Origin of the sequence: Bordetella sp. H567 (genome assembly GCF_001704295.1) — a bacterium.
Lineage (GTDB): Bacteria > Pseudomonadota > Gammaproteobacteria > Burkholderiales > Burkholderiaceae_B > Bordetella_C.
This window is the reverse complement of sequence record NZ_CP012334.1, coordinates 23,352-50,253: the sequence shown is the minus strand read 5'-3', so window position 1 is coordinate 50,253 and position 26,902 is coordinate 23,352. Positions and strand designations below refer to the sequence as shown.

Annotated in this window: 28 protein-coding genes; 16 read left to right on the top strand and 12 right to left on the bottom strand. The window is 66.4% G+C overall.

The genetic code is table 11. The features are described from left to right. Window positions 1-55: 55 nt before the first annotated feature. The 3 genes from AKI39_RS00245 to AKI39_RS00235 all read right to left on the bottom strand — a co-directional run bounded on the left by AKI39_RS00245 (window position 56) and on the right by AKI39_RS00235 (window position 2,818). Window positions 56-1,027: a tripartite tricarboxylate transporter substrate binding protein gene (locus AKI39_RS00245; RefSeq protein WP_066631333.1), complete on the bottom strand. Its 972-nt coding sequence runs from the start codon at window positions 1,025-1,027 to the stop codon at window positions 56-58. 80 nt (window positions 1,028-1,107) lie between these two features. Next, window positions 1,108-1,956 (bottom strand): polysaccharide deacetylase family protein, encoded by an 849-nt coding sequence (locus tag AKI39_RS00240; RefSeq protein WP_066631331.1) that lies wholly within the window; start codon window positions 1,954-1,956, stop codon window positions 1,108-1,110. 1 nt (window position 1,957) lies between these two features. Beyond that, window positions 1,958-2,818: a fumarylacetoacetate hydrolase family protein gene (locus tag AKI39_RS00235; protein WP_066631328.1), complete on the bottom strand. Its 861-nt coding sequence runs from the start codon at window positions 2,816-2,818 to the stop codon at window positions 1,958-1,960. An 82-nt stretch (window positions 2,819-2,900) separates the two neighbouring features. Between AKI39_RS00235 and AKI39_RS00230 the strand changes: the two genes are divergently transcribed. From AKI39_RS00230 to AKI39_RS00195, 8 genes are all read left to right on the top strand, one after another. Beyond that, window positions 2,901-3,578, top strand: a complete 678-nt coding sequence (locus AKI39_RS00230; RefSeq protein WP_083228547.1) for a GntR family transcriptional regulator — start codon at window positions 2,901-2,903, stop codon at window positions 3,576-3,578. 282 nt (window positions 3,579-3,860) lie between these two features. Next, the gene (locus AKI39_RS00225) at window positions 3,861-4,166 is read left to right on the top strand and encodes a DUF4148 domain-containing protein (RefSeq protein ID WP_066631325.1); all 306 of its coding nucleotides are present in this window, start codon (window positions 3,861-3,863) and stop codon (window positions 4,164-4,166) included. 413 nt (window positions 4,167-4,579) lie between these two features. Continuing rightward, window positions 4,580-4,885: a DUF4148 domain-containing protein gene (locus AKI39_RS00220; RefSeq protein WP_066631322.1), complete on the top strand. Its 306-nt coding sequence runs from the start codon at window positions 4,580-4,582 to the stop codon at window positions 4,883-4,885. 420 nt (window positions 4,886-5,305) lie between these two features. Beyond that, on the top strand, window positions 5,306-5,611 hold the full coding sequence (locus AKI39_RS00215; RefSeq protein WP_066631273.1) for a DUF4148 domain-containing protein: 306 nt from the start codon (window positions 5,306-5,308) through the stop codon (window positions 5,609-5,611). 422 nt (window positions 5,612-6,033) lie between these two features. Beyond that, window positions 6,034-6,339, top strand: coding sequence for a DUF4148 domain-containing protein (locus AKI39_RS00210; protein ID WP_066631321.1), 306 nt, complete (start codon window positions 6,034-6,036; stop codon window positions 6,337-6,339). A gap of 413 nt (window positions 6,340-6,752) precedes the next feature. Continuing rightward, the gene (locus AKI39_RS00205) at window positions 6,753-7,058 is read left to right on the top strand and encodes a DUF4148 domain-containing protein (protein ID WP_066631320.1); all 306 of its coding nucleotides are present in this window, start codon (window positions 6,753-6,755) and stop codon (window positions 7,056-7,058) included. Window positions 7,059-7,482: 424 nt separating this feature from the next. Continuing rightward, window positions 7,483-7,788, top strand: coding sequence for a DUF4148 domain-containing protein (locus AKI39_RS00200; protein ID WP_066631319.1), 306 nt, complete (start codon window positions 7,483-7,485; stop codon window positions 7,786-7,788). Window positions 7,789-8,284: 496 nt separating this feature from the next. After that, complete coding sequence (locus AKI39_RS00195) at window positions 8,285-9,277, top strand: XdhC family protein (protein ID WP_066631315.1); 993 nt, start codon at window positions 8,285-8,287, stop codon at window positions 9,275-9,277. Between the two features lie 207 nt (window positions 9,278-9,484). On the opposite strand, the gene AKI39_RS00190 is transcribed toward AKI39_RS00195, so the two are convergent. From AKI39_RS00190 to AKI39_RS00160, 7 genes are all read right to left on the bottom strand, one after another. Beyond that, window positions 9,485-10,384 (bottom strand): polysaccharide deacetylase family protein, encoded by a 900-nt coding sequence (locus AKI39_RS00190; RefSeq protein WP_066631314.1) that lies wholly within the window; start codon window positions 10,382-10,384, stop codon window positions 9,485-9,487. 93 nt (window positions 10,385-10,477) lie between these two features. Then, window positions 10,478-11,188 carry an ABC transporter ATP-binding protein gene (locus AKI39_RS00185; RefSeq protein WP_066631313.1) on the bottom strand — a complete coding sequence of 237 codons (711 nt, stop codon included), beginning with the start codon at window positions 11,186-11,188 and terminating at the stop codon, window positions 10,478-10,480. After that, a complete protein-coding gene (locus AKI39_RS00180; protein ID WP_066631312.1) occupies window positions 11,166-11,948 on the bottom strand; it encodes an ABC transporter ATP-binding protein in 783 nt (260 codons plus the stop codon). The genes AKI39_RS00185 and AKI39_RS00180 overlap by 23 nt, the downstream gene beginning before the upstream one ends. Further along, on the bottom strand, window positions 11,945-12,946 hold the full coding sequence (locus tag AKI39_RS00175; protein WP_066631311.1) for a branched-chain amino acid ABC transporter permease: 1,002 nt from the start codon (window positions 12,944-12,946) through the stop codon (window positions 11,945-11,947). The genes AKI39_RS00180 and AKI39_RS00175 overlap by 4 nt, the downstream gene beginning before the upstream one ends. Window positions 12,947-12,953: 7 nt before the next feature. After that, window positions 12,954-13,823 (bottom strand): branched-chain amino acid ABC transporter permease, encoded by an 870-nt coding sequence (locus AKI39_RS00170; protein WP_066631310.1) that lies wholly within the window; start codon window positions 13,821-13,823, stop codon window positions 12,954-12,956. 58 nt (window positions 13,824-13,881) lie between these two features. After that, a complete protein-coding gene (locus tag AKI39_RS00165) occupies window positions 13,882-15,060 on the bottom strand; it encodes an ABC transporter substrate-binding protein (protein ID WP_066631308.1) in 1,179 nt (392 codons plus the stop codon). Window positions 15,061-15,102: 42 nt separating this feature from the next. Next, the gene (locus AKI39_RS00160) at window positions 15,103-16,395 is read right to left on the bottom strand and encodes an amidase (RefSeq protein ID WP_066631306.1); all 1,293 of its coding nucleotides are present in this window, start codon (window positions 16,393-16,395) and stop codon (window positions 15,103-15,105) included. Window positions 16,396-16,533: 138 nt separating this feature from the next. Here AKI39_RS00160 and AKI39_RS00155 point away from each other — a divergent pair, with 138 nt between their 5' ends. Then, window positions 16,534-17,421, top strand: coding sequence for a LysR substrate-binding domain-containing protein (locus AKI39_RS00155; protein ID WP_066631304.1), 888 nt, complete (start codon window positions 16,534-16,536; stop codon window positions 17,419-17,421). A 32-nt stretch (window positions 17,422-17,453) separates the two neighbouring features. Next, window positions 17,454-18,473: an asparaginase gene (locus AKI39_RS00150; protein ID WP_066631303.1), complete on the top strand. Its 1,020-nt coding sequence runs from the start codon at window positions 17,454-17,456 to the stop codon at window positions 18,471-18,473. A gap of 39 nt (window positions 18,474-18,512) precedes the next feature. Here the strand turns inward: AKI39_RS00150 and AKI39_RS00145 are convergent, their stop codons facing one another. After that, window positions 18,513-19,430 carry a LysR family transcriptional regulator gene (locus AKI39_RS00145; RefSeq protein WP_083228541.1) on the bottom strand — a complete coding sequence of 306 codons (918 nt, stop codon included), beginning with the start codon at window positions 19,428-19,430 and terminating at the stop codon, window positions 18,513-18,515. A 188-nt stretch (window positions 19,431-19,618) separates the two neighbouring features. Between AKI39_RS00145 and AKI39_RS00140 the strand changes: the two genes are divergently transcribed. The 6 genes from AKI39_RS00140 (at window position 19,619) to AKI39_RS00115 (ending at window position 25,845) form a co-directional block, all read left to right on the top strand. Next, window positions 19,619-20,587: a Bug family tripartite tricarboxylate transporter substrate binding protein gene (locus AKI39_RS00140; protein WP_066631302.1), complete on the top strand. Its 969-nt coding sequence runs from the start codon at window positions 19,619-19,621 to the stop codon at window positions 20,585-20,587. A 113-nt stretch (window positions 20,588-20,700) separates the two neighbouring features. Next, a complete protein-coding gene (locus AKI39_RS00135) occupies window positions 20,701-21,864 on the top strand; it encodes a mandelate racemase/muconate lactonizing enzyme family protein (RefSeq protein WP_083228540.1) in 1,164 nt (387 codons plus the stop codon). A gap of 111 nt (window positions 21,865-21,975) precedes the next feature. Continuing rightward, window positions 21,976-23,031, top strand: coding sequence for a D-2-hydroxyacid dehydrogenase (locus AKI39_RS00130; protein WP_066631299.1), 1,056 nt, complete (start codon window positions 21,976-21,978; stop codon window positions 23,029-23,031). Window positions 23,032-23,040: 9 nt separating this feature from the next. After that, a complete protein-coding gene (locus AKI39_RS00125) occupies window positions 23,041-24,138 on the top strand; it encodes a mandelate racemase/muconate lactonizing enzyme family protein (protein ID WP_066631297.1) in 1,098 nt (365 codons plus the stop codon). Window positions 24,139-24,247: 109 nt separating this feature from the next. Beyond that, on the top strand, window positions 24,248-25,228 hold the full coding sequence (locus AKI39_RS00120; protein WP_066631296.1) for a Bug family tripartite tricarboxylate transporter substrate binding protein: 981 nt from the start codon (window positions 24,248-24,250) through the stop codon (window positions 25,226-25,228). Between the two features lie 53 nt (window positions 25,229-25,281). Next, on the top strand, window positions 25,282-25,845 hold the full coding sequence (locus AKI39_RS00115; protein ID WP_066631294.1) for a helix-turn-helix transcriptional regulator: 564 nt from the start codon (window positions 25,282-25,284) through the stop codon (window positions 25,843-25,845). 64 nt (window positions 25,846-25,909) lie between these two features. On the opposite strand, the gene AKI39_RS00110 is transcribed toward AKI39_RS00115, so the two are convergent. Further along, window positions 25,910-26,896, bottom strand: a complete 987-nt coding sequence (locus AKI39_RS00110; protein ID WP_066631292.1) for an NADPH:quinone reductase — start codon at window positions 26,894-26,896, stop codon at window positions 25,910-25,912. Between the last annotated feature and the right edge of the window lie 6 nt (window positions 26,897-26,902).

Here is a 26,902-nt window from a genome sequence, read left to right as displayed (position 1 = left end):
TTGCGCAACGGCAAGCATGCCCATGGCGCGGATTTGCCGGGCTGTCGCCACCGGGTCAGTTCACCTTGGCGCCCGTCGTATTCACCACGCGCACCCATTTGGCGAATTCGCCGTGCACGTAATCGCGGACCTGGGGCAGACTGCCGCCCTGCGGCTCGAAGCCGATGGCGGTCAGCCGGGCCAGGAACGCCGGATCCTTCTGCAATCGCGTCACCGCCTGGTTGAATTTTTCCAGGATGGGTTGCGGCGTGCCCGCCGGCGCGAATACGGCCACCCAGGTCACGTCCTCGAAGCCGGGAAAGCCCGATTCCGCCACGGTGGGCACGTCGGGCAAGGCCGCGGACCGGCGATTGCTCGTCACCACCAGCGCGCGCACGCGGCCCGACTTCACCAGCTCCACGGCTGGCGGCAGGGCCACGCTGGCCAATTGCACCTGCGAACTCATGGCGGCGTTCAGCGCCGGGCCGGCGCCCTGGAAGGGCACGTGGGTAATGGGCACCTTGCCCAGGACCTTGAACAGGTATTCGGCCGTCAGGTGCGGCGTGGTGCCGGCGCCGGCCGTCCCATAGTTGTAGCTGCCATCGCGCGCCGCGGCCATGACTTCCTTCAGCGTGCGGGGTTTGAGCGTCGGCGCGATGACGAGGAGGTTGGGCGTCGAGGCCACCAGCGCGGCGGGCGTCAGGTCCTTTTCGGAATCGAATTGCAGGTCGCGCTGCATGGCCGGGTTCACCGCGTACGCGCTGGTGTCGATCAGGAAGGTATAGCCGTCGGGCCTGGCCCGCGCCACCATGGCCGCCGCGACGCTACCCGCGGCGCCAGGGCGGTTTTCCACCACCACATTCTGCCCCAGCGCCGGCGTCAGCTGCTGGGCGAGCAGGCGCCCGATGATATCGGCAGGGCCGCCGGGGGCGAAGGCCACGACAAAGCGGATGGGGCCCGTGGGCCAGCTGTCCTGCGCGTAGCCCAGCATGGGAAGCAGCGTCAGCGCCGCGCACGCGAGCGCGGACCGCATGGAACGGCGGGTCATGTCCTGTCTCCTGGTGGTCGCATCCGCCGGCCTCTGCGTGCCGGTCCTTGCGATGCGTGGCCGTGCGCCAGGCGCGGCCGTTACAGCGCGTTCAACACATGGCGCGCCATCTGCTCGCGCGTGCAGATCCACACATCTCCGGAGGCTTTCACGCGGCGGATGATTTCCTCGTAAACCCAGGCACCGGACGCCCGGCCCATCACATGCGTATGCGCCGTTACGTCCATCATCAGTGGGACCGGCTCCGCGCGCAGGGCGGCGAAGGCGTCGTTGAAGGTGTCCAGCATATGGCGCGGCCCCTGTCCGTAGCGCACGCAGGTCGGCAAATCGTTGACGTCCATGGTCAGGGGAATGCCGACGATGCGCTTGCCGCCGAAGTCCATCACATAGGGCCGGTCGTCGTCGTTGACATCGCCGTGATGCAGGTAGCCGGCCTCGGCAAGCAGGCGTGAAGTGATGGCGCTGCCGGTGCCCCGCGGACTGATCCAGCCCACGGGCGCGACCCCGGCGGTGCCGGCAAGCAGCGCATGATTGCGCGCCAGGTTCGCGCGCTCGCCGGCCTCGTCCAGGTAAACGGGGATGACGTCCATGCCCCAGGAATGATTGACGATCTCGTGGCCGAGTCCAGCCAGCCGCTTCACCGTCGCGGGATCGCGCTCGCAGATCACGCCGTTGACCATCACGCTGGTCTTCACGCCTTGCCGCTCGGCGATCGCCAGCAAGCGATGTATGCCGCGGACCAGGCCGAAGCTGGCCCAGGAATGCGCATTGGTGTCGAAGTACCCAGGCTTCAGGACATTGCCCATGGGCCCGATGCCGGGCGCCTGGCCGTCCGACCAGGCTTCGTAGGCGATGTTGAAGATGACGGCCACCCTGTGGCCGCCGGGCCAGCGGAAATCGTCGGGCAGTCTGGTGATGACCGGCTCCATATCAGACGTCCTCCTGGACGATGGGGTTGGACAGTAGCCCGACGTTCTCGATGTCGATTTCAATGCGGTCGCCGGGCTGCATCCATGCCGGCGGCGTGCGGGCATAGCCGACGCCCGCCGGCGTGCCCATGGCGATGACGTCGCCGGGTTCCAGCGTCAGCACTTCCGTCAACAGGGTCAGGGCATGGGCCACCGTCACGATCATGTGGCCGGTGTCGTCGCTTTGCATGACCTGGCCGTTCAGGCGCGACTGGATCTTCAGGCCCTGGGCGCCGGGCGGCAGGTCGGCCGCGGGCACCAGCCACGGGCCGAAGGCGCCGGTACCGTCGAAATTCTTGCCTATGGTCCATTGGGACGTGCGGCGCTGGTAGTCGCGCAGCGTGCCGTCGTTGAAGCAGGCATAGCCGGCCACCGCGCGCAGCGCATTGGATTCGTCCAGGTGGCGGGCGCGCTGGCCGATGATCACGGCCAGTTCCGCCTCGAAGTCGAGTTTGTCCGAGACCTTGGGCCGCACCAGGGGCGCCTCATGCGCAATCAGCGAGGTGGCGCCGCGCATGAAGAAGCTGGGGTATTCCGGTTTGGCGTTGCCGCCTTCGGCGGCATGGGCGGCGTAGTTGAGTCCCAGGCAGATGATCTTGCCTGGACGCGCCACGGGCATGCGCCATTCGACCTTGTCCATGTCCAGGCGCGCTGCCCGTTGCAGCATGGCCGCGGGGACGCCTTCGGCCGCGAGCCGCAGCCAGGCGGTGTCGTGCTCGCCGGCCGGGACGCTGTCGCCCAGGCCCAGAAGATCCTGCCCCTGTTGAACCGCCCATTGCGCCGGGCCGCCGGGCTGGGTCGCGATACGCGCCAGTTTTGCCATAATATCGACAAATCCTTTTCAGAACGATTTTGTCGATAAAAAATACCGTTGGCCGACTTTATCGACAATGCGGGTTAGCCCTATGGAAGACATCGAGCCGCTGGACGCCGGTACCCCTACCCTGGCGCGCATGACCTACGATCGGCTGCGCGCGGATGTGCTGGGCGGCCTGTGGCAACCGGGCCGCAAGCTGCTGATGCACGAGCTGCGCGAGCGCTATCAGGTAGGGGCCAGCCCCTTGCGGGAAGCGCTGAACCGGCTGGCCAGCGAACAATGGGTGGTGCACAACGACCAGCGCGGCTTCAGCGTCGCGCAGGCCAGCCAGGCGCAGCTGGACGACCTGGTGGCCACGCGGATATCCATCGAATCGCTCGCATTGGCGCAGGCCTTCGCGCGCCGGACGCCGGAATGGGAAGAAAAGCTGGTTCTGGCGTTTCACCGCATGACGCGCACGCCGCGCTCCGTCGGCCAGGACAGCTATGAAGAGAACCCGGAATGGGAGCGCCTGCACCGCGCGTTCCACCTGGCCCTGCTGGCGGGCTGCGGGTCGCCCCTGCTGCTAGGCTTTTGCGAACAGCTCTACGACCAGGCCTATCGCTATCGCCAACTGGCCGCGCGCAAGTCATACAAGCAGCGCAAGGAAATGGACGAACACCGCGCGGTGTTCGATGCGGTGATGGAAGACCGGCTGGGCGATGCGCAGCGTTTGCTTGCCGAGCACTATCGGCGCACCGCAAGCATCTATCAAGGGGCGACCTGAGACGAGATAGAGCGCTCCCGGGCCTTCCGAACGTCCAGGCCATAAGCCAGGGGCTTAGGAACGCATCCCCGACTTACGAACCCATGATGGGCTATCCCGGAATAGGTGGTGGATTGAGTAAAAAAACGGAAAGATGATTTGCGGCTACGGCGGTTTATCCCTAGGTCTTGGCGGCGCAGAATGCGTTTCATCGGGAACAGCAACGGACATCGCGAACTTCCCAACGTTAACGAAATCGCGATGCACGGCCCGAACCACTCAACCAGGACTAGGAGTACTGCCATGAAAGCCAAGACCATTGTTTCCGCTCTGATTCTTTCCTTTGCCGCCATCGGCGCCGCGCAAGCCGCCAACAGCGAACCGAACAACGTGCCCTTCCAAGGCGTCTACGGTCAAGCCAGCAACAGCGTGAGCCGCACCCAAGTGCTGGGCGAGCTGCAACAAGCGCGCACCGCCGGCCTGACGGGCAACGCCGATATCGACAACACGCCCTTTACCGCCCAAGCCGATAGCGGCGTGAACCATGCTCAGATCGCCCGGGGCTCGGATTTCGGCGATTCGAACAACCAGCCGTTCCAAGGTGCCTAAGCACCTGCGGCGATTACAACCACGGGTGGCGTTATCAAGCGATCGGGTGATCGAGAAAGGTATCGGGTCCGACAGTATCGCGATCCCGCCACCAGGAAGTCCTGCCGTTCATGCCTGTACGGATGAACGGTTTCCCCGGCGAGAGGCGGGGATGCTGTAAGTGGCAGTCCTCTCGGCGCAGTACATCGGCCCTCCTTGCGGGGGCCGATTTTTTTGCCACCGTCGATTTGGGATAGGCAGTCGATTGACCAAAAAAACGGAAAGATGATTTGCGGCTACGGCGGTTTATCGCCCGGTCTCGGCGGCGCAGAATGCGTTTCATCGGGAACAGCAACGGACATCGCGAACTTCCCAACGTTAACGAAATCGCGATGCACGGCCCGAATCACTCAACCAGGACTAGGAGTACTGCCATGAAAGCCAAGACCATCGTTTCCGCGCTGATTCTTTCCTTTGCCGCCATCGGCGCCGCGCAAGCCGCCAACAGCGAACCGAACAACGTGCCCTTCCAAGGCGTCTACGGTCAAGCCAGCAACAGCGTGAGCCGCACCCAAGTGCTGGGCGAGCTGCAACAAGCGCGCACCGCCGGCCTGACGGGCAACGCCGATATCGACAACACGCCCTTTACCGCCCAAGCCGACAGCGGCGTGCGCCACGCGCAGATCGCCCGCGGCTCGGATTTCGGCGATTCGAACAACCAGCCGTTCCAAGGTGCGTAAGCACCGACGGCGATTCCAGCCACGGGTGGCGCGATCAAGCGATCGACTGATCGGATGATCGGCAAAGAGATTGAGTTCGACCGCATCGCGGACCACGCCACCAGGAAGTCCTGCCGTTCATGCCTGTACGGATGAACGGTTTCCCCGGCGAGAGGCGGGGATGCTGTAAGTGGCAGTCCTCTCGGCGCAGTACCTCGGCCCTCCTTGCGGGGGCCGGTTTTTTTGCCACGGTCGAATTGGGATAGGCAGTCGATTGACCAAAAAAACGGAAAGATGATTTGCGGCTACGGCGGTTTATCCCTCGGTCCTGGCGGCGCAGAATTCATCTCATCGGGAACAGCAACGGACATCGCGAAACTTCCCAACCGACCAATCGCGATGCACGGCCCGAACCACTCAACCAGGACTAGGAGTACTGCCATGAAAGCCAAGACCATCGTTTCCGCTCTGATTCTTTCCTTTGCCGCCATCGGCGCCGCGCAAGCCGCCAACAGCGAACCGAACAACGTGCCCTTCCAAGGCGTCTACGGCCAAGCGGCCAACAGCGTGAGCCGCACCCAAGTGCTGGGCGAACTGCAGCAAGCGCGCACCGTCGGCCTGACGGGCAACGCCGATATCGACAACACGCCCTTTACCGCCCAGGCCGACAGCGGCGTGAGCCATGCTCAGATCGCCCGGGGCTCGGATTTCGGCGACTCGAACAACCAACCGTTCCAAGGTGCGTAAGCACCCACGGCAATTTCAGCCACGGGTGGCGTGATCGCCCGATCGGATGACCGGCAAAGATATCGGGTCCGACAGCATCGCGATCCCGCCATTAGGAAGTCCGGCCGTTCATGCCTGCACGGATGAACGGTTTCCCCGGCGAGAGGCGGGGATGCTGTAAGTGGCAGTCCTCTCAGCGCAGTACCTCGGCCCTCCTTGCGAGGGCCGATTTCTTTACGGCCGCCGAAACGGGTTTTCTCCTGGAATAGGCAATGGATTGACTAAAAAAACGGAAAGATGATTTGCGGCTACGCGGGTTTATCCCCCGGCCTTGGCGGCGCAGAATGCATCTCATCGGGAACAGCAACGGACATCGCGAACTTCCCAACCGACCAATCGCGATGTACGGCCCGAACCACTCAACCAGGACTAGGAGTACTGCCATGAAAGCCAAGACCATCGTTTCCGCTCTGATTCTTTCCTTCGCCGCCATCGGCGCCGCGCAAGCCGCCAACAGCGAACCGAACACCGTGCCCTTCCAAGGCGTGTACGGCCAGGCCGTCGACAGCGTCAGCCGCACCCAAGTGCTGGGCGAGCTGCAGCAAGCGCGCACCGCCGGCCTGACGGGCAACGCCGACATCGACAACGCGCCCTATACCGCGCAAGCCGACAGCGGCATCAGCCACGCGCAGATCGCCCGGGGCTCGGATTTCGGCGATTCGAACAACCAGCCGTTCCAAGGTGCGTAAGCACCCACGGCGATTCCAGCCACGGGTGGCGTGATCGCGCGATGGGACGCAGAGATCGGGTCCGACAGTATCGCGATCCCGCCACCAGGAAGTCCGGCCGTTCATGCCTGTAAGGATGAACGGTTTCCCCGGCGAGAGGCGGGGATGCTGTAAGTGGCAGTCCTCTCAGCGCAGTACCTCGGCCCTCCTTGCGAGGGCCGATTTCTTTGCCACGGCCGGAACGGGTTCTCGCTTGAAATAGGTAGGGGATTCACTAAAAAAACGGAAAGATGATTTGCGGCTACGCGGGTTTATCCCCCGGTCTCGGCGGCGCAGAATGTGTTTCATCGGGAACAGCAACGGACATCGCGAAACTTCCCAACCAGATCGCGATGCACGGCCCGAATCACTCAACCAGGACTAGGAGTACTGCCATGAAAGCCAAGACCATCGTTTCCGCTCTGATTCTTTCTTTCGCCGCGATTGGCGCCGCGCAAGCCGCCAACAGCGAACCGAACACCGTGCCCTTCCAAGGCGTCTACGGCCAGGCCGTCGATAGCGTCAGCCGCACCCAAGTGCTGGGCGAGCTGCACCAAGCGCGCACCGCCGGCCTGACGGGCAACGCCGATATCGACAACACGCCCTTTACCGCGCAAGCCGATAGCGGCGTGAGCCATGCTCAGATCGCCCGGGGCTCGGATTTCGGCGATTCGAACAACCAGCCGTTCCAAGGTGCGTAAGCACCCACGGCGATTCCAGCCACGGGTGGCGTGATCGCGCAATCGAGTGATCGGACGCAGAGATCGGGTCCGACAGTATCGCGATCCCGCCACCAGGAAGTCCGGCCGTTCATGCCTGTACGGATGAACGGTTTCCCCGGCGAGAGGCGGGGATGCTGTAAGTGGCAGTCCTCTCGGTGCAGTACGTCGGCCCTCCTTGCGAGGGCCGATTTCTTTACGGCCGCCGAAACGGGTTTTCTCCTGGAATAGGCAGTGGATTGACTAAAAAAACGGAAAGATGATTTTCGGCTACGCCGGTTTATCCCCCCGTCTCGGCGGCGCAGAATGCGTTTCATCGGGAACAGCAACGGACATCGCGAAACTTCCCAACCAACCAATCGCGATGTACGGCCCGAATCACTCAACCAGGACTAGGAGTACTGCCATGAAAGCCAAGACCATTGTTTCCGCTCTGATTCTTTCCTTTGCCGCCATCGGCGCTGCGCAAGCCGCCAATAGCGAACCGAACAACGTGCCCTTCCAAGGTGTGTACGGCCAAGCGGCCAGCAACGTGAACCGCACCTACGTGCTGGACCAACTGCTGCAGGCGCGCAGCGCCGGCCTGACGGGCAATGCCGATATCGACAACACGCCCTTTACCGCGCAAGCCGACAGCGGCGTGAGCCATGCTCAGATCGCCCGGGGCTCGGATTTTGGCGATTCGAACAACCAGCCGTTCCAAGGTGCGTAAGCACCCACGGCGATTCCAGCCACGGGTGGCGTGATTGCGCGATCGGATGATCGCAAAGATATCGGATCCGACCGCGATCCCGCCACCAGGAAGTCCGGCCGTTCATGCCTGTACGGATGAACGGTTTCCCCGGCGAGAGGCGGGGATGCTGTAAGTGGCAGTCCTCTCGGTGCAGTACCTCGGCCCTCCTTGCGAGGGCCGATTTTTTTCGCCGGGACCGGATCCCGGCCGCTGCGTCCGTCGTCGGCCGGACGCCAGTCAAACAGCTTCGCCTGCCAAACGGGAAGTTGGAAAAGTCCAAAAACTATTGCACACTGCGCCCATGGCGCCGGACAGGAGGCGGTGGGCATGACAAGCCGCATCGCTCCCGTGCCCGCCGTTTGTAGCGCACGTCTCGCCTTCCGGCGGGCGGCGTCCACCATATGTCCTGCTCCGGCCGGTACACGGTGCGGACGGTTTGAAGGCCCGTGCCGGGGCCTTACAGGAAGGGCGGCTGATGAATTCTCTGGATATCGATGTACTGCAGCACGCGCGCGACTGGGTCGCCGAGGGCCATCGCGTGCACTTGATCACCGTCGTGCAAACCTGGGGTTCGGCGCCCCGGCAGGCGGGAGCGCTGGCGGCATTACGCGGCGACGGCAGGCTGGTGGGATCCGTGTCCGGCGGGTGCGTGGAAGACGACCTGATCGCGCGCGCCGTGGCCGGTACGTTGCCGGACATGGCCGACCGGGTCACCTACGGGATCACCAGCGAGGAAGCGGCACGCTTTGGCCTGCCCTGCGGCGGTACGCTGCGGCTGGTGGTAGAGCCGCTGCACGACACCTTGTGGCTGGATCCGGTGTTGCAGGACGTGCGTGCGCATCGCCTCATCATGCGGACTGTCGATCTGCAGACCGGAACCTGGACGCTGGCTCCGGCGAGCCCCATCGATGGCCCCGACTTCGACGGGCGCACCTTCCGTTCCGTCTACGGCCCGCACTGGCGGCTGCTGATCATCGGAGCCAACCAGACCGCGCGGGTGCTCAGCGAAATCGCCACGGCACTGGATTTCCATGTGATGGTGTGCGATCCGCGCGAAGAATTCTTTGCCGACTGGAACATGCCGAACGTCACCTTGCTGACGTCCATGCCGGACGATACGGTAACGGACATCGGCACCGACGAGCGGACGGCCATTGTCGCGGTCACCCACGATCCCAAGCTGGACGACATGGCGCTGCTGGAAGCGCTGAAGTCCCCGGCGTTCTACGTCGGGGCGCTGGGCTCCGCGCCCAACCAGGCCAAGCGGCGCGAACGCCTGCGGATGTTCGATCTATCCGATGAGGAGATCGGCCGCCTGCACGGCCCGGTGGGATTGCGCATCGCCAGCCGCACGCCGGCGGAGATTGCGGTGGCGATCGCCGCCGAGCTGGTGTGGGTGCGCAATACCCTGGGCGGCGCGGCGGCGTGTACGCCGAACCCCTCCACGGCATCGCGCGAAGGCTCCTAGCTCCGCGCGGGCACGCCTGCTTGCTGCCCCGCAAGGGGGCTTTTTGCCTTGGGGCGGCCCGGCGGAAAGAAGAACCCCCACGCCGCGCCGATAAATCGGCTTGCTGCCCCCCAAGGGGGCTTTTTGCCTTGGGGCGGCCCGGCGGCAAAAAAAAACCGTGCCCACGCACCGCAGGCACGGCATCCCTCCCGCTGCATCAGTCGGCGGTCAAGGGCGCACCATCACTCCGTCCTTCAGGCCTGCGCAGTGGTCGTAGATCGCGCCCGGGCGCGTGAACCAGACCTTGTCCCGCTGCGGATGTTCCACGATGTACTTCAGCGCCCGGCGCAGCGCGCGCAGGCGATAAGGCTGGCCGACGATCATCGTATGCAAGGCAATGCCGCACACCAGCGGCTGCTTTTCCGACTGCTGCAGCATTTCCTCGAACTGTTCGATGATCATCTGTTCGAAGTCCTGCGCGGTATGGCGGCGCACCAGCATCTGCGGCGAGTCGTTGATCTCCAGCGGATAAGGTACGGACATCAGCGGGCCCGACCCCGTCTTCATCCACACCGGCTGGTCATCGGCCGGCCAATCCATCACGAACTTGTAGCCGGTGTCGACCAGCAGTTCCGGGGTCTGCGCGCTTTGCGACATCCACGGGCCCATCCAGCCGCGCACGTCCTGGCCGGTGTGCTTCTTGATGGCCTCGCGTACTTCGGTCAGCAGGCGCGCCTCGTCGGCGGCCCACAGGTGGCCCTGCGCCTCGGCATTGGTGCGGCCGTGGCCGATGATCTCGTCGCCGCGCTTCAGGATGGGCTCCAGGACCTCCGGGCAGTATTCGAACAGCACCGTGTTCATCAGATGCGAGGCCGGCAGGCCCAGTTCGTCGAACAACTCCAGCAGGCGCCACACGCCGACCCGGTTGCCGTAGTCGCGCCACGCGAAGCCGCGCGCATCGGGCTGGGGCAGTTCGGTGCCCAGGTGGTGCCCTTTGCCGGTGCCGAAGGCGAAGTGCTCGATGTTCAGGCCCAGGTAGACCGCCAGGCGTTTGCCTTCGGGCCAGCTGTAGTCGGGACGCCGCGTGATGGCGCTGTACGGATACCGATCGTGATAGGGAAGTAGCATGGGATCAATCCGATGATGGAAATCGACGTCAGTAACCCGGATAGCCGGAATGCGAGGGTCGCAACGTCAGGGTAGAAAAGCCAGTGTCCACGGTTACACGCCCAGGAAAGCGGTCTGCACCTTCGGGTCTTCGAGCAGCGCCGCGGAAGCATCGTCGAACACCTTTTCGCCCAATTGCAGGATGGCCGTGCGCCGGGCCACGCGCATCGCCCAATTGGCGTTCTGTTCCGCCAGCACGAAGGCCAGGCCTTCGCGTTGCTGGATCTCCAGCAGGATGTCGCCGATGCGCTCCACGATAATGGGCGCCAGCCCGAGCGAAGGTTCGTCCAGCAGGAACAGCTTGGGGCCGCTCATCAAGGCCCTGCCGATGGCCAGCATCTGCTGTTCGCCGCCGGACAAGCTGCCGGCGGCCTGGCGCGCCCTTTCCTTCAGGCGCGGGAAATAGCCGAACATCTGTTCCATGCGTTCGGCCAGGCGGTCGCCGCCGCGGCCGAAGGCACCCATCTTCAGGTTCTCCTGCACGGTCAGCGACGGAAAGACGCGCCGGCCTTCCGGCGAAAAACCGATGCCCAGCTTGACGACTTCCGATGCCGCCATGCCCTTGATGCTTTTGCCTTGCCACAGGACGTCGCCGCCGTAGCCGTTCACCAATCCCGTGATGGCCTTGAGCGTGCTGCTCTTTCCCGCGCCGTTCGAGCCGATCAGCGCCACGGTCTCGGCTTCGCCGATGCTCAAACTCAGCGACCGCGTGCCCGCGACGCGGCCGTAGCGCACGTCCAGGTTACGCAATTCCAGCAGTGACATTCCTCGTCCCCAAATAAGCCTCCACAACGCGCGGGTCGCGCAGCACTTCATCCGGCTTGCCGCGCGTGAGTTCCTGTCCCGCGGCCACCACCAGCAGGCGATCGCACAGCCCGGCGATAAAACGCATGTTGTGGTCGACGACCATCACCGTCACGCCCGAATCCCGCACGCACAGGATGGCGTCGCGCACCTGGTCGGTTTCCTCGGCGCTGAGTCCCGCCACGGGCTCGTCCAGCATCAGCAGGGTGGGCCGCGCCGCCAGCGCGATGGCGATGCCCAGGATCTTCTGCAGGCCATACGGCAGGCTGCCGGCGGCGGCATCGGCCACGGCGCGCAAGCCCATGCGATCCAGCAGTTCGTCCACCTGCGCGTCGGATTCGGCCCGGCGCCGGCGCGCACGGGGCGTATCCAGCAGCGTGGATAGAAAACCGGGATAGCGGGTCAGGTAGGCGCCCCGTACGATGTTCTCGCGCACGCTGCGCGCGCCGTAGACCGCCGTGGACTGGAAGGTACGGACCAGGCCGCGTTCGGTCAGGCGCGACGGCGCCATGCCCGTGACGGTCTCGTCGCGGAACGCCACGGCGCCGCGCGATGGCTTGATCACACCGCTGATCAGGTTCACCAGCGTGGTCTTGCCGGCGCCGTTGGGACCGATCACGCCCAGGATCTCGCCTTCGTAGACTTCGAAGCTGACGCCGTCGACGGCCTTCAGGCCGCCGAAGCTGCGACCGATGGCTTCCACATTGAGCAGTTTTTTCATGCGCGCGCCTCCTTGCGTTCGCGGCGCATGCCGCGCAGCATGGCCGCCAATCCCGCCATGCCGGTGGGGAAAGAAGCCATGACCACGATCAGCGCGACACCGAAGAGGATCCGCTGGACCTCCACGTAGCCGCGCAGCAGCTCCGGCAGTGCCACCAGGAATACGGCGCCGATGATGGGCCCCACGACGTGATACATGCCGCCCAGCACGTTCATTACGACCAGGTTCAGCGAATCCGTCATGCCGAAGGTGGTGGGGTCGATGTAGTGCATGAAGAAAGCCAGCAGCCCGCCCTGCAGGCCAACCAGCGCGCAGCCCAGCACGAAGACGCCGACCTTCAACCGCAGCACCGGCACGCCCGCGCATTCGGTCAGCCGTTGCGCCTCGCGCACCGCATCGATGGCGCGGCCCGTTTCCGACATCAGCAGGCGGATGCACAGGGCGGCGACCAGCACGGCGGCGACCAGGGCGATGTAGTACTGCGCCAGCGGCGAATTCCACCCCGCGTGCAGGTCCGGCAGGTTGGACAGGCCGTTGGAGCCGCCCGTCAGGCTTTCCCACTCCACCAGCACCAGGCGGATGATCTCGCCCAGCAGGAAGGTGACCAGCACGAAATACTTGCCCGTCAGCCGCAGCAGGATAGGCCCGACCAGCAGCGCCAGCAGGCCGGAGGCCGCGGCGCCGATCGCCAGGCCCACGAAGGGGGAGACGCCCAGCTTCAGCACGGACAGCGCGCAGGCGTAGGCGCCGACGCCCATGAATCCGGCATGCGACAGCGAGATATGGCCGGTGCGTATGATCAGGTGCAGGCTGAGCGCGCCGATGACGTTCAGCAGGATCAAGGCGCCGATGGCCAGGATGAAGGGGTTGTCCGCCACATGCGGCAGCACGGCCAATATCACGGTGGCCAGGATGCCCACGCAGAGCACTGTCATCCCGCGCGTGACGCCGGTGCGAGGCCGCCGCGCGGCCAGTGTGTTCGAGGAAATGTTCGACATGGCGGCCTCAGCGTTCCGGTTTTCCAAGCAGGCCCCAGGGGCGCACCACCAGCAGCGCGATGACCACGCCGAAGGAAACGAAGGTGGACGTGGCCGATCCGTAGAAGGTCGACAGGAAGCTTTCGCCGAAGCCGAACAGCACGCCGCCCAGCGCCGCGCCGGGGATGCTGCCCATGCCGCCCAGGATCACCACGATGAAGGCCACCATCAGCGGCCGGTCGCCCATGAACGGCGACAACGCGTAGGTCTGCGCATAGATCGCGCCGGCGATGGCGGTCATGAACACCGCCAGGAAAAACGCCAGTTGGTAAATGCGCCGGGTATTCACGCCCTGCGCCTCGGCGATCTCGATATCTTCGGATGCGGCGCGCACCGCCAGGCCGTAGCGGCTCAGGCTCATGAAGGCCCAGAACGCCAGCAGCACCACGATGGCGATGCCGATGATCATCAGCTTGTCGGCCGGTATCGAGACCGCGCCGATCGGCACCATGGCGTCCACCGCCGCCGGGATGGAACGCTCATAGACGTCCCACACCAGCACGCTGCTGTAGACGATGGCGATGTCCAGTCCCAGCAGGCCGATCATGCTCTGGAACATCTTCTGGTAAAAGCGGCGGAACACCAGCCATTCCAGCACCATGCTGGCGGCGGCGACCGTCAGTCCCGCCAGCAGGATCGCCACCACATAGGGCAGCTTGAATTCGCCGAAATAATAGTGCAGCGCATAGCCGCCCAGCATGGCGAAACTGCCGTGGGCGAAGTTGACCACCTTCATGATGCCGAACAACAACGTGAACCCCAGCGCGATCAGGACGTAGATCGCGCTGAGGCTCAGGCCGTTGATCAGCACCTGGGTCAGGACCGGTGCGGAAAACATGCAATCCCCTTGATGGCGGAACGTCCGGCGCGGTGAGCCCGCGCCGGACGGATAAGGCTTATTCCTTGACGGGCGTCAGGGTCGTGATCGTCTGCGGCTTGCCGTCCTTGATCTGGGTGATCCAGAACTTGTTCAGCAGCTGGCGGTTCACGCCATAGGCCTTCTGGCCGCCCCACACCACCGGGCCGTAAATGCCGGCGTCGTAGCCGCCCAGGTTCTCCAGGGCGGTGCGCACCTTGTCCGTATCGGTGACGGTGCCGGCGTTCTCCAGCGCCTTGAAAAGGATCCTGGCCGAGTTGTACCAGCCCGGCGTTTGCGCGTTGATCACGCCGCTCCAGCGCTTCTTGTACGCATCGACGAATTTCTGCGCGCCCGGTTCGCGGAAGTCGAACACGTCATAGGACATGAAGCCTTCGGCATTGGGGCCGGCGATATCGTTGATCTCGTCGATGCCGGGCCCGCCGACCTGCCAGATCAAGCCCTTGTAGCCGATCTGGCGCGCCTGCTTGACCAGCAGTCCCGCTTCGCCCGGCGCGTTCAGGTTCAGGTCCAGGAGGTCCACGCCCTGCGCCATCATGCGCGTCAGCAGCGGCGTGAATTCCTTCGAGCCGCGCTCATAGCTTTCCGACCACACGGTGTAGCCGTTGTCCTTGTAGGTCTGGCCCAGAGTGGGCATCACCACCTGGCCGGTCGCGTCGTTGGGGACGATCAGCGCGACCTTCTTCACCTTGGGATGCGTGTCCTTCAGCCACTTCACCATGGCAGGGCCGAACTCGACGTTGCTGTTCATCGAGCGGAAGTTGTACCCGTTCTGGCCGCCCTGTTTCAGGATGTCGGGCGCGTAGCCGTCCGACAGCACGATGGCCTTGGCCTGGTTCGTGATGGGCACGACAGCCATGGCCGACGGCGTGCCGATCGGACCGATGATGAAGTTGACCTTGTCGTAGTTGACCAGGCGCTCGGCGGCGGTCCGGCCGCCCGTAGCGGTGTACTTGTCGTCGTACATCACCAGTTCGGGCTTGTAGGTCTTGCCGCCGATCTTCAGGCCGCCCTGGGCGTTGGCCTCGTCGATGGCCATCTGCACGCCGCGCTGCACGGCCAGGCCCCAGGCAGTGCCGCCGCCCGACAGCGGCCCGATGCCGCCGATCTTCAGCGTTTCCTGGGCTTGCGCGGACAGGGCCACGCCCGCGCCCAGCGCGGTCAGTATCAAGCTTCCCAGCAGTTTCTTCGCGTGCATAAGGTATTCCCCTTGTTTTGGCTACGGTGCGGTTGAAGGTGGTCAGGCAGTCGGCCGGGGCACGGGGCCCAGTACCGAGGTGGCGAAGCGCGCCGCGGCCAGCAAGCGGGTGTCCTGGCCGTAGGCGCCGATCAGTTGGGCCCCCAGCGGCAGGCCGCCGGGACCGATTTCCAGCGGGAAGGACACGCAGGGCATGTGCAGCAATGTCCAGATCGCGCCGTAGCGCGGGGATCCCGCATAGTCGTGGCCGGCTTCCGCTTCGCCGTCCGCGGCCGGATAGAGCAATACATCGTAGTCGTCGAACAGCGCGCGGGCGCGGGCGCGCATCTGCGCGACGTGCTGCAGCATCCCCGTGTATTCGTCCAGGCCGATCTCGGCGCCGCTCTGCAGGCGCGCCTGCAACCGCGGGCTGAGCAGGCTTTCGCTGTTCAGTCTTTCCTGCGCCAGCGTCTGGCGCGCTTCGAAAGCGAATACCCGCAGCTGGGTGGCCTCCAGCGCTTCGAGCTCGGCCGGCAGCCAGAAGCGCGTCACCTGGGCGCCGGCTTTTTGCAGGCGGTCCGCGGCCCGCTCGATGGCGGCGATGGTGGACGGATGGGCATAGTCCCATTGCCGCGACAGGCACAGGCCGATGCGCGGCCGCAGGATGCTGCCCGACATGACGTCGCGCGCGCCATGCAGACCCATCGTGAAGAACGCGGCGTCGGCGACGTCGCGCGTGATCACACCGATGGTGTCCTGCGATGGGCTCAGGGCCTTCATGCCGGCCGTGGCGATGAGACCGAAGCTGGGCTTGTATCCCACCGCGCCGCAGTAGATCGCCGGCCGCACGATGGAACCGGTGGTCTGCGTGCCGAAGGCCACCTGCACCATGCAGTCGCCGACCGCCGCCCCCGATCCGCTGGACGATCCCCCCGGCGTATGGGTGACGCGCAGCGGGTTCACCGCCTTGCTCGGCGTCTGCGTCGCGAATTCGCCCGTCGCGACCTTGCCGATCAGCACCGCGCCGCGATGCTTGGCCATCGCCACGCAGCCCGCGTCGGTGACCGGGCGGTGTCCCCGGTAGATGGGCGAACCGTACTCGGTGGGATAGTCCGCGGTATCGAAAATGTCCTTGGCGGCGAAAGGCACCCCGCGCAGCGGCCCGGCGGCCATGGCTTCGGCCTGCTTGGCCCCGGCCAGGGCACGCTGCGGGTCACAGGCCACGAAGGCCCGGATCTGGTCGTTGCGTTCGGCGATGCGATCCAGGCAGGCCTGGACGACGGCGGTAGGCGTGGTCTCGCCGCGCTCGATGGCGGCGGCGGCTTCCCATGCGGTCAACTGGTTCAAAGGTTTCACTTCAACGTCCCATGGATGTATTCATGGCGAGCCGGGCCGCCCTCCAGCCTGACTACTTTATGGAGCGTGGATTGATATGTCTAATACAATCTAACCGAAAAATTAAGATGGATTCTGACTCAATCATCCGGGAAAACGATGCCTCTCCTGTCGCGCGCCCTGCGCGCCTTCGTCGTCGTGGCGGAGGAGCTGCATTTTGGCCGGGCAGCGATCCGGCTGAACATCAGCCAGCCGCCGCTCAGCCAGCTCATCCGCCAGTTCGAAGCGGAAGTGGGCACAGAGCTGTTCGTGCGTTCGACACGCTCGGTGCGGCTGACGCAAGCGGGCGTAGTGCTGCTGCACCGGGCGCGGCGCCTGATCGACGACAACGATTCGACCCTGCGCGCGGTGCGCCGCGCCGGCAGCGGCGATGCGGGCCGCCTGGCCGTGGGCTTCGTCAGCACCGCGGCCTATCGCGTACTGCCCGGGGCGATCGCCCGCTACCGCGCCGCCTATCCCGACGTCGAACTGGTGCTGTTCGAAGAGCTGACCGGCGTAATCACCGACCGGCTGATGTCCGGCACCATAGACATCGCCATCTTCCGCCGCCTGCCCCGCGCGATCGAGCACGACCTGATCTTCGAGCGCGTGCATCGAGAAAAAATGGTGCTGGCGATGCCGGCCGACCATCCCTACCGCGACCTGGACCAGGTGCCCATGGCCCGGCTGGACGGCCAGGCCATGGTGGGCTTCCAGCGCGAGGGCTCCTCGTACTTCAATGCCGTGCAGACCCGGCTGTTCCGCGACCATAACGTGCGGCCGCGCATCGTCTACGAAAGCGTGCTGCCCACGCTGCTGGCGCTGGTCGAGGGCGGCATGGGCATGGCGCTGGTCCCGGAATCCGCCGCCGGCTTGCGCAATTCGGTGGTGTACCGGCCGCTGTCCGGCTTGCCCAACGCCTTCGACGTGGACCTGTACTGCGCCCGCAGGCCCGACAACCTGAATCCCACGGCGCAGGCGTTTGCGCGAATTCTCCAACAGGGCTAGTGTGTCGCCCGTCGACCCATAGGAGCGTTCTCATGACCGACAGCACTTCCCTTCCTCGCGTGGCCATCATCGGTTGCGGCGGCACCATCACATCGCGTGGCACGGGGCCCCTGGATACCATGGACTATCCGGAGTTCGGCGCCAAGCTGAGCGTGGAGGATGTGCTTCGGGCGATCCCCGAGACCGCCAGCGTAGCCCGCGCGGTATTGGTTCCTTTCCGCGAGGTCAGCAGTTCGGCGATCACCATGCAGGACTGGTTCGCGCTGCGTACGACGATACGCCGCATGGCGGCGGAACAGCCAGACCTGGCCGGCTTTGTGATCCTGCACGGCACCGCCACGCTGGAGGAAACCGCTTTCTTCCTGGACCTGACCTTGTCGCTGGAACAGCCGGTCGTGCTGGTGGGTGCGCAACGCCCCCTCAGCGCCGTCGGGTCGGACGCCCCCATGAACGTGATCGCGGCCCTGCGCACGGCGGCGGCGCCGCAATCGCGCGGGCGCGGCGTGCTGGTGGTGCTGAACGACGAAATTTCGTCGGCGCGCGATGTCGTGAAGACGCACACGCTGCGCGTACAGACGTTCCGCTCCGCCGACTTCGGGCCGCTGGGCGTGGTGGACCCGGATGGCGTCTTCTACTACCGCCGCAATGAAGCGCGCGAGGTGGATCCCACGCTGCCCGCGTTCACCGCGGTGCCGGATGATGCCGTATTGCCGCGCGTGGACATCCTCTATTCCTACATCGGTGCGGATGGCACGCTGGTGCAAGCCTGCGTGGCCGCGGGCGCGCGCGGCATCGTCTGCGCGGGTCTGGCGCCGGGGATGCCGGCCAAGGCCGAACGCGATGCGTACGAGCGCGCGCGCCGCGATGGGGTGGCACTGGTCCAATGCACCCGCGCCGCCAGCGGCCGCGTCGCCAACCGCCGTGCCTTGCGGGAAAACGGCTGGATCGCGGGGAATTCGCTCAGTCCTCAGAAGGCGCGCATTCTGTTGGCGCTGGCGTTGTCGCAAACCTCGGATCTCGAGGTACTGCGGGCGCTCTTCGGCCGGTATTGAGGCCTGCGGGGCATATCGCGCATGTAGGGCTGGGGGAACCTACCCCCCATTCGCATGCAACCTGGCCGTCATCAAAAACGCCTGGGCCGCGTCGCTGAGCCGATCACGCCGATACGCCGCACAGATCTTCACCCGCAACAGCTCGGCATCCGCGACGATGGGTTTGCACACCACCGCGCCAGTCGCCAACGCAACGATGGATCCCGGCAGGACAGAAACCCCCAAGCCTCCCGCCACCAGCCCTAGCACCGTCGATATCTGCACCGCTTCCTGCGCGATGCGCGCCTCGAATCCAGCCTGCCGGCACAAGACCGCGATACGCGAGGAGAGCGTCGGCACGCCCTGGGCGGAGAACAGCACGAACGCATCGTCGGCCAGCTCTTCCAGGCGTATGCGCGGCTCGCCGCTCAGCCGATGTCCCGCGGGCAACGCGGCCACCAGCGTATCGACCACGATGACCTCGGTCGACACGTCCGGCTGCAGCTCCGCCGGCGTCACCAGGAAGCCGATATCCACGGTATCGGAATGGATCATGCCCGCGACCTGCATGGAGCTGCCTTCATGCAGCGCCAGCTCCACCCCCGCGAAGCGCTCGCGAAAGGCCAGGATCACCTTGGGTAGCAACCCGATCATGGCGGGACCGATGAAGCCAACGTGGACCGTACCCAATTCCCCGCGCCCGGCGCGCTGCGTGCGTTCCAGCGCCCGGCTCGCCTGGTTCAACAGCCGCACGGCCTCCAGCTTAAAAACCTCGCCAGCCGGCGTCAGCCGCACGCCGCGCGGCGATCGCTCGAAAAGCCTGGCTTGCACCAGGGCTTCCAGGCGCATGATGGCCTGGCTAAGCGGTGGTTGCGCCATGTGCATCTGTTCGGCCGCCTTGCGAAAGCTTAGCGTTTCGGCCACCGCCAAGAATTGTTGGACCATGCGCAGGTCCAGGTTGGATGCGCGTATCGACATGGCGAGTTCGGGCCGTCCGTGATCCGGTTGTGATGCCGTGCCGCGCGCGGTGAAACGCACCGCGTATCGCGCAGGACCATTTTGGTATTAGACCATCGCCGGCGATCTGCCTACCATCCGGTCATCGTCGACCGGAACGCGACGCGCCCATTTCCCTGAGCACGCGACGTCCCGGCAAGGAGACAACCATGCGCCGCTTGCTCTCGATCCTGGCATGCCTGTCGGCATGCGCCACCGCCCACGCGGCCGGTACCGGCTTCCCGGCGCACCCCGTCACGCTCATCATCGCCTCGCCGGCCGGCTCCACCCCGGATACCGGCATGCGCGCGATCGCGCCCGCCATGGCGCAGGCGCTAGGGCAGCCCGTCGTCGTGGAAAACCGTCCCGGGGCCAACGGCCAGATCGCCGCGCAAGAGGTTTTGAAAAACCCCGCCGATGGCTACACGGTGCTGGTGGCCGCCGGCAGCACCATGGCCATCAATCCGCATGTCTATCCGCGCCAGGCCGTCGACGTGCTGAAGGATTTGAAAGCGGTCGGCAAGCTCTATTCGACCGACTTCTTCCTGGTCGTGCGCGGCGACAGCGGCATCGATTCGATGGCGGCGCTCATCGCCCGCGCGCGGCAGAAGCCCGGCGCCCTGGTCGCCGCCAACAGCGGGCCTGGCAGTGCGGCCCAGTTGGCCACGGAGGTCCTGAAACAACGCACCGGCGCCGATATCTACCAGGTGCCCTTCAACGGCAGTCCCGCGGCCGCCTTGGGCGTGGCGTCCGGCAACGCCGACATGCTGATCGAAACCCAGGCCGTAACGCAGCCCTTCGTGGCCTCTGGGCGCGTCAGGCGCCTTGCCACCACGGGCCACGCGCGGTCGGCGGCTTTCCCCGACGTGCCGACGATGGCCGAAGCGGGCGTGCCGGGCATGGAGATTTCGTCGTGGGCGGGCATGTTCGCGCGGACCGGCGTGCCGGCCGATCGCGTGGACCGGCTGAACGCCGCCCTGAACCGCGCCCTGGCCGCGCCAGACATCCAGGCCGTGCTGCGCGGCGGCGGACTGGAACCCGGCGGCGGTTCCAGCGCCGACTTCCAGCAGGAATGGCAGGCCCAATCGAAGCTCTGGGCCGACGTGGTCGCCCGCTCGCCGGGCCTGACCAACCACTGAGCCGCCGGATTGAAGGCCCTTGAAGCTGGGCACCTTTGCTACGAGTCCCGGCCTTGAAGCCTGAACCTTTGCATAGAACCGCCGCTTGCCGCGATAGAACCGCAGGATCCCAGATGCCTCCCGCAACATCCGCCGCCATGCCGCCGACCGCCGTACACATCGCGCGCATCCACGTCTACGTCTTCCAGGACGACGCACCGCCCGCGGTGAAATCCTCCTTCGGCACATCGACCCAGCGCACCTCGGCCCTGGTCAACGTGGAGGACGGCGCCGGGCACCACGGTTGGGGGGAGATCTGGAGCGGCCATCCGCCTTTCGGTGCCTACCACCGGGCCTGCATCCTGGAACAGCTGGTGGCGCCGCGCGCGGTGGGCAGGACGATAGCGGCGATTCCGGCGTTCCTGGACGAACTCGAATCGGCCATGCTTCCCATGCTGCGGCTGGCCGGCGAGCCCGGCCCCATCGCCCACGTGCTGGCCGGCCTGGACTGCGCGCTGTGGGACATGGCCGCCCGTACGCAAGGCCTGCCGCTGTTCCGCCTGCTGGGCGGCCAGGCGCGCCGCCTGCCGGTCTATGCCAGCGGCGTATCGCCGTCGATCGCGCCACGCGAGCTGGACGCGCTGCGCGACCAGGGTTTCCGCGCCTTCAAGTTCAAGGCCGGCTTCCAGGACGCCCGCGCGCTGGACCAACTGGCGCGCACCGTGGCCGGGCTGGCGGATGGCGAAAGCGCGATGATAGACGCCAACTGCGGCTGGGACGTGGACAGCGCCCGACAGGCGCTGGACCACATCCGCGCGCTGCCGCTGCAGTGGGTGGAAGAGCCGATCGGGCCCGAGCGGCCGGCCGCGGAATGGCAGGCGCTGCGCGCCTCCGGACACCGCTTGGCGGCCGGCGAGAACCTGCTGGCGCTGGACGCTTTCCGCGCCGCCTTCGAGTGGCTGGACGTAGTGCAGCCGGACCTGGGCAAATGGGGTGGCGTCAGCAAGGTCCTGCCGCTGGCGCGAGAGGCCCTGGCGCGCGGCAAGCGTTATTGCCCCCACGCGTTCGGCTCGCACATCGGCGCCGCCCTGGCCGCGCACGTGCTGTGCGCGGCGGGCGGCGATGGCGTACTGGAACTGGACGCCAATCCCAACCCCCTCCGCACGCTGGGCGCGCCGGCATTCCCCACGCCGACGGACGGCAGCATCGTGCTGTCGGGTGCGCCGGGCATCGGCATCGATGCGGATCCGCACGCATTGCGTGCGTATCTGCGGCGCCATGTCGCCGTGACATCATGAACCGGACATGTCCTCCCGCGCGTACCACCGCGGCGCCGGCACCGCGGGGTGGCTTTCCAGGATCCAATCTCCGCAGCGCACCACCGATCAACGATGGCAAAAAGGAACATCATGAACACGGAACAGACAGGGCTGCTCGTCTCCAAAGCCGTGCACGATCGGCTCGGCGATCAGTTGCAGGCGCTGGCGCGCGCCGCCGGACATGCCTTGCGCCTCATCGTCGCCCCCAGCCAGCGCGGGCAGCCCTTGCCCGCGGACGAGCAGGCGTCGATACGGCTGGGCTTTTTTTCTCGCGACATCATGCAGGGCAGCAGCAAGCACACGCCCGGCGGCGCCAGCCGCGCCTTCTTCGACATCTTCGATGCCGCGCCGCGTGCCCAATGGCTGCATGTCTGTTCGGCCGGCATCGACAATCCCTTGTATCGACCCACGCTGGCGCGCGCGGTGCGCCTGACGACATCGTCCGGGGGCAACGCCGTCCCCATCGCGCAGACCGTGGTGGGCGCCATCCTGTGCCAGTCGCGCGGCTTCACCGATTGGCTGGCCGCGCAGGCCGACAGGCGCTGGCAGCCGCTGGCGCCCGCGCGGATGGCGCGCGACCTGCATGAACAAGCGGCGGTCATCGTCGGCCTGGGCCCCATCGGCCGCGAGATCGGCCGGCTGCTGAAGGCCGTGGGCTTGACGACGATCGGCGTGCGGCGCGGGGCCGGCGCGATACCGGGCCTGGACCGCACCTGCCGTCCGGATGCGCTGGACGAACTGCTGCCGGCCTGCGATTGGCTGGTCCTGGCCTGTCCGTTGACGGCGGAAACGCGCGGCCTTCTGGATGCGCGACGCATCGGTCTGCTGCCGCCGCGCGCCGGCGTCGTCAACATCGGCCGCGGCGAACTCATGGACGAGACCGCGCTGGCGGCCGCCTTGCGCGAAGGCCGCCTGCGCTCGGCCTATCTGGACGTCTTCGCGACCGAGCCGCTGCCTGCCGATTCGCCGCTGTGGGACGCGCCGCATACCTGGATATCGCCGCACAATGCCGGCGCTTCGCCCGGCAATGACCGGCGCTTCACCGACATTTTCTTGCGCAATTTCATGCACTGGCTGAACGGCGAGCCCTTCGACAACGACGCGACGCCAGCCGTGCGCGCCGGCAATAACGGTGATCGATCCTGAGCCCGCATCATGAAAATCGTCTCCATTGAAACCCTGCCCATCGCCGTGCCATACGACAGCGGCGCGGCGCCGCTGCCGCTGGGCGGCAAGCCTCGCACCGAGATGGAAAGCCTGCTGGTCAAGGTCACCACCGACAGCGGGATCGTCGGCTGGGGCGATGCCTTCGGCGTCCGCGTCTGGCCGGTGACGCGCTTGCTGATCGACCGCCTGGTCGCGCCACTGTGCATCGGGGAAGACGCGTTGCTGCGCGATGCAATCATCGACAAGCTGAACCGCACGCTTTATCACTTCGGCCGCGCCGGCCCGCTGCAGTATGCCGTCTCGGCCATCGACATCGCCTTGTGGGACATCGCCGCCAAGGCGGCCCGCCTGCCGGTCCACGCCCTGATCGGCCCGCTGCGCACGCGCGAGGTTCCGGTCTATGCCAGCCTGCTGCCGTATCGCGATCCGGCCCTGGCCGCACGATTCGCCGCCCGCGCCGTGGAGCAGGGCTACCGCTACGTGAAGCTGCATGAACGCGACGTGCCCTCGGTACGCGAATCCCGTGCCGCGGTCGGGCCGGACGTAGGGCTGATGGTGGACTTGAACTGCCCTTTCGACCTGCGCGCGGCGGAGCAGTTCGCGCACGACGTGGCGCCCTACGACCCCATGTGGCTGGAGGAACCGCTGTTCCCGGTCGACGACTTCGACGCAATGGCCGAACTGGCCCGCCGCATCGACACGCCCCTGGCGATGGGCGAGAACGTCGGCAATCCCGTCGAATTCCGCCGCGTCCTGGACAGCACCGGCATCGCCTACGCGCAGCCCAGCGTCATCAAGACCGGCGGCATCACGGCGCTGCTGGAGGTCGCGCGCGACGCGGCGCAGCGGCACATCCAGCTGATGCCGCACAGCGCCTATTTCGGGCCGGGGCTCCTGGCCACCCTGCATGTCCTGTCCACCATCGAAACAGCGCCGATACTCGAACGCTTCTATTGCGAGATGCCCGTCGAACTCTCCGGCGGCGCTACCTTGCCCTGCAACGGCATCGTGCGCGTACCGGACGTGCCGGGCCTGGGCTTCGAACCGGATCCCGAGGTCCTGCGCAGATACGCCGCCAAGGGGTGACGCCGGGCGAACACGCTGACCGCGGCCTGCACATGGCCGCCCCGCGATACCCATCCCGACCGGCCGCCAAGCGCCGGCGCCCACACCAAGAGAACCCGAGGAGAACCCGATGAACCCGCTCACCGTGACGCGCGCCGCCGCCCTGGCGCTGTGCTGCGCGCTCGCCCCGGCCGGCCACGCGGCCGACCGCTTCCCATCGCAGCCGATACGCCTCATCGTGCCCTATGCCCCGGGCGGTGCCTCGGACGTGGTGGCGCGCCTGCTGGCCAGTACCCCGGGCGGCGGGCTGGGCGACCGCATCATCGTCGAAAACCGCGCCGGGGGCGCGTCGGTCGCGGGCACCAGCATCGTCGCGACCGCCCAGCCCAACGGCTACACGCTGGGCGTGGTGGACAGCGCCTTCCCCATCAACGCGACACTGCTGGGCAGCAAACTGCCCTACGACACGCGCCAGGATTTCCGCGCGGTGATCCTGGCGGCCACCTCGCCCATCGTGCTGTCCGTCAACAAGGACGTCCCGGCGCACAGCGTGGCCGATCTCGTCGCGCTGGCCAAGGCCCATCCCGGCCGCTTGAATTTCAGTTCCGCCGGCAACGGCACGGCGCTGCACCTGGCCGGGGAGCAGTTCAACATGGTGACCGGGGCGGGCCTCGTCCACGTCCCTTACCGGGGCGGCGCCCCGTCGGTAATGGCGGTGGTGGCCGGCGAGACCCAGGTCAATTTCTCCGCCCCATCCACCGTGCTGCCGCATATCCAATCGGGGCGCCTGCGCGCCCTGGCGGTTACCGGGCCGCACCGGCTGGCCTCGGTGCCGGACGTCCCTACCTTTGCGGAAGCGGGATTGCCGACCGTCGCGGGCGTCATTTCCTACGGCGTGATCGCCCCCAAGGGCGTGCCGGACGACGTGGTACGGACGCTGGCCGCGGGCTTCGACGCCCGGCTGAAGGCGCCCGACGCCGCCCGCCATATCGCCGACCTGGGGTTCGAGGTGGCCGGGGGCAGTGCGGACGACTACGCCAAATTCCTTGACCACGAGATCGATACTGCCCGGGAGATCATACGGAAGGCGCATATCACGACGGGCGACTAGTGGCGTAGATTTCGGCTTACGTGCCGTTACCAGACGCCATACCGGGAGGCCGCATGGACGTGCAGCCGCAGCTCGACTACAGGCAGGTCTTCACCCTGGCTCCCGCCGGGCTATGCATATCGCAGTGGCGGGTGATCGCCCAGGCCAATGCGCGGCTGGAGTCCATCTTCCGCTATCCCCCCGGCCAGCTGAACGACACCGACTTCGACGCCCTCTATCCGACGGGGCGCGACGTGGCCCGCGGTGCCGAGGGGGCGGCCACGGCCTTGAACGCCCGCGGCATCTACGCCTGCGAACGGATCATGAAGCGGCTGGACGGAGAACTGTTCTGGTGCCGGCTGATCGGGCGCTCCCTCACACCCGCCGAGCCCTTGGCATCCTGCATCTGGACGTTCGAAGACCTGAGCGCGCCGCATCCGGTGTCCCCCGCCCTCAGCGACCGCGAGCGCGAGATCGCGCTGCTGATCGCGGAAGGCAAGACCAGCAAAATGGTCGCGCGGCATCTGAACCTGAGTCCACGGACTGTGGAAATGTACCGGTCGCGCCTGATGGCGAAGTTCTCCTCGAACACCTCGTCGGGCCTGGCGGGCCGGCTCATGCGACCGGGCGAGCATTGAACGGGCGACGCCGCGCGTGCGTACCAGAGCCGCACACCGGCTTTGTGCCCAACACGGAATGGCGCTACGCCGGCAAGGCCACCACCACATTCCCCACCACGCGGCCCGATTCGACGGCCTCGTGCGCGGCCGCGATGTCGTCGAGCCCGTACGCCGGTGCGATCAGATGGGACAGGGCGCCGTCGCGCAACAGCGTGCTCAGGGTCTCCACCGCCAACCGGCGTTCGGCCGGGAGCAGGTCATAGACCAGGAAGAAGCGCAAGCTAAGGGACCGGGGCAGCCACGCGCCGAAGTTCAAGGGAATATCGCCGCGCTGGTTCGATCCATATACCGCGATCACGCCATGCGGCGCCACCGCGCCCGCCGGCACCAGGCCCGCCGTGGTGGAGAAATCCATGTCGATGACCGCATCGACTCCGCGTCCGTCCGTCATGGCCAGCAGGCGTTCCGCGACAGGCTCCTGCTTGTACAGGATGTTGTCGGTGACCCCAACCTGTTCCAGGAACCCCGACTTCTCGGCGGACCCCACGGTCGTGATCACCCGTGCCCCGCGCAGCCGCGCCATTTGCGCCGCGTAGTAGCCCACGCCCGATGCGCCGCCCGTCACCAGTACCGTCTTGCCGGCGACATCGCCCAACAGGACGACACCCTGCATGGCTGTCAGCCCCGGGATTCCCATGCAGGCCCCGGCCTCGAAACTGGTGTCGTCCGACAGCGCCACAGCCTGCTCGGCGGGCAGCGCGATGTATTGCGCGGCGGTACCCATGGGGCGCTGCCACTGGCCGTTCCAGATCCATACGCGCTCGCCGACGCGGCTGCCGGGCACCCCGCTGCCCACGCGGTCGATCACGCCCGCGCCGTCGCTGTGCGGCACCACGTATCCCTGCGTGACCGGCCGGCTGCCAGCGCGCGACTTCACGTCGGAAGGATTCACGCCTGACATGGCCAGCTTCACGCGCACCTCGCCCGGCCCGGGCTCCGGGGTGGGAAGATCGGTGACTTGGAGGACGTCCCGTGCGGGTCCGTTGCGGGAATACAGGGCTGCGCGCATGATGGC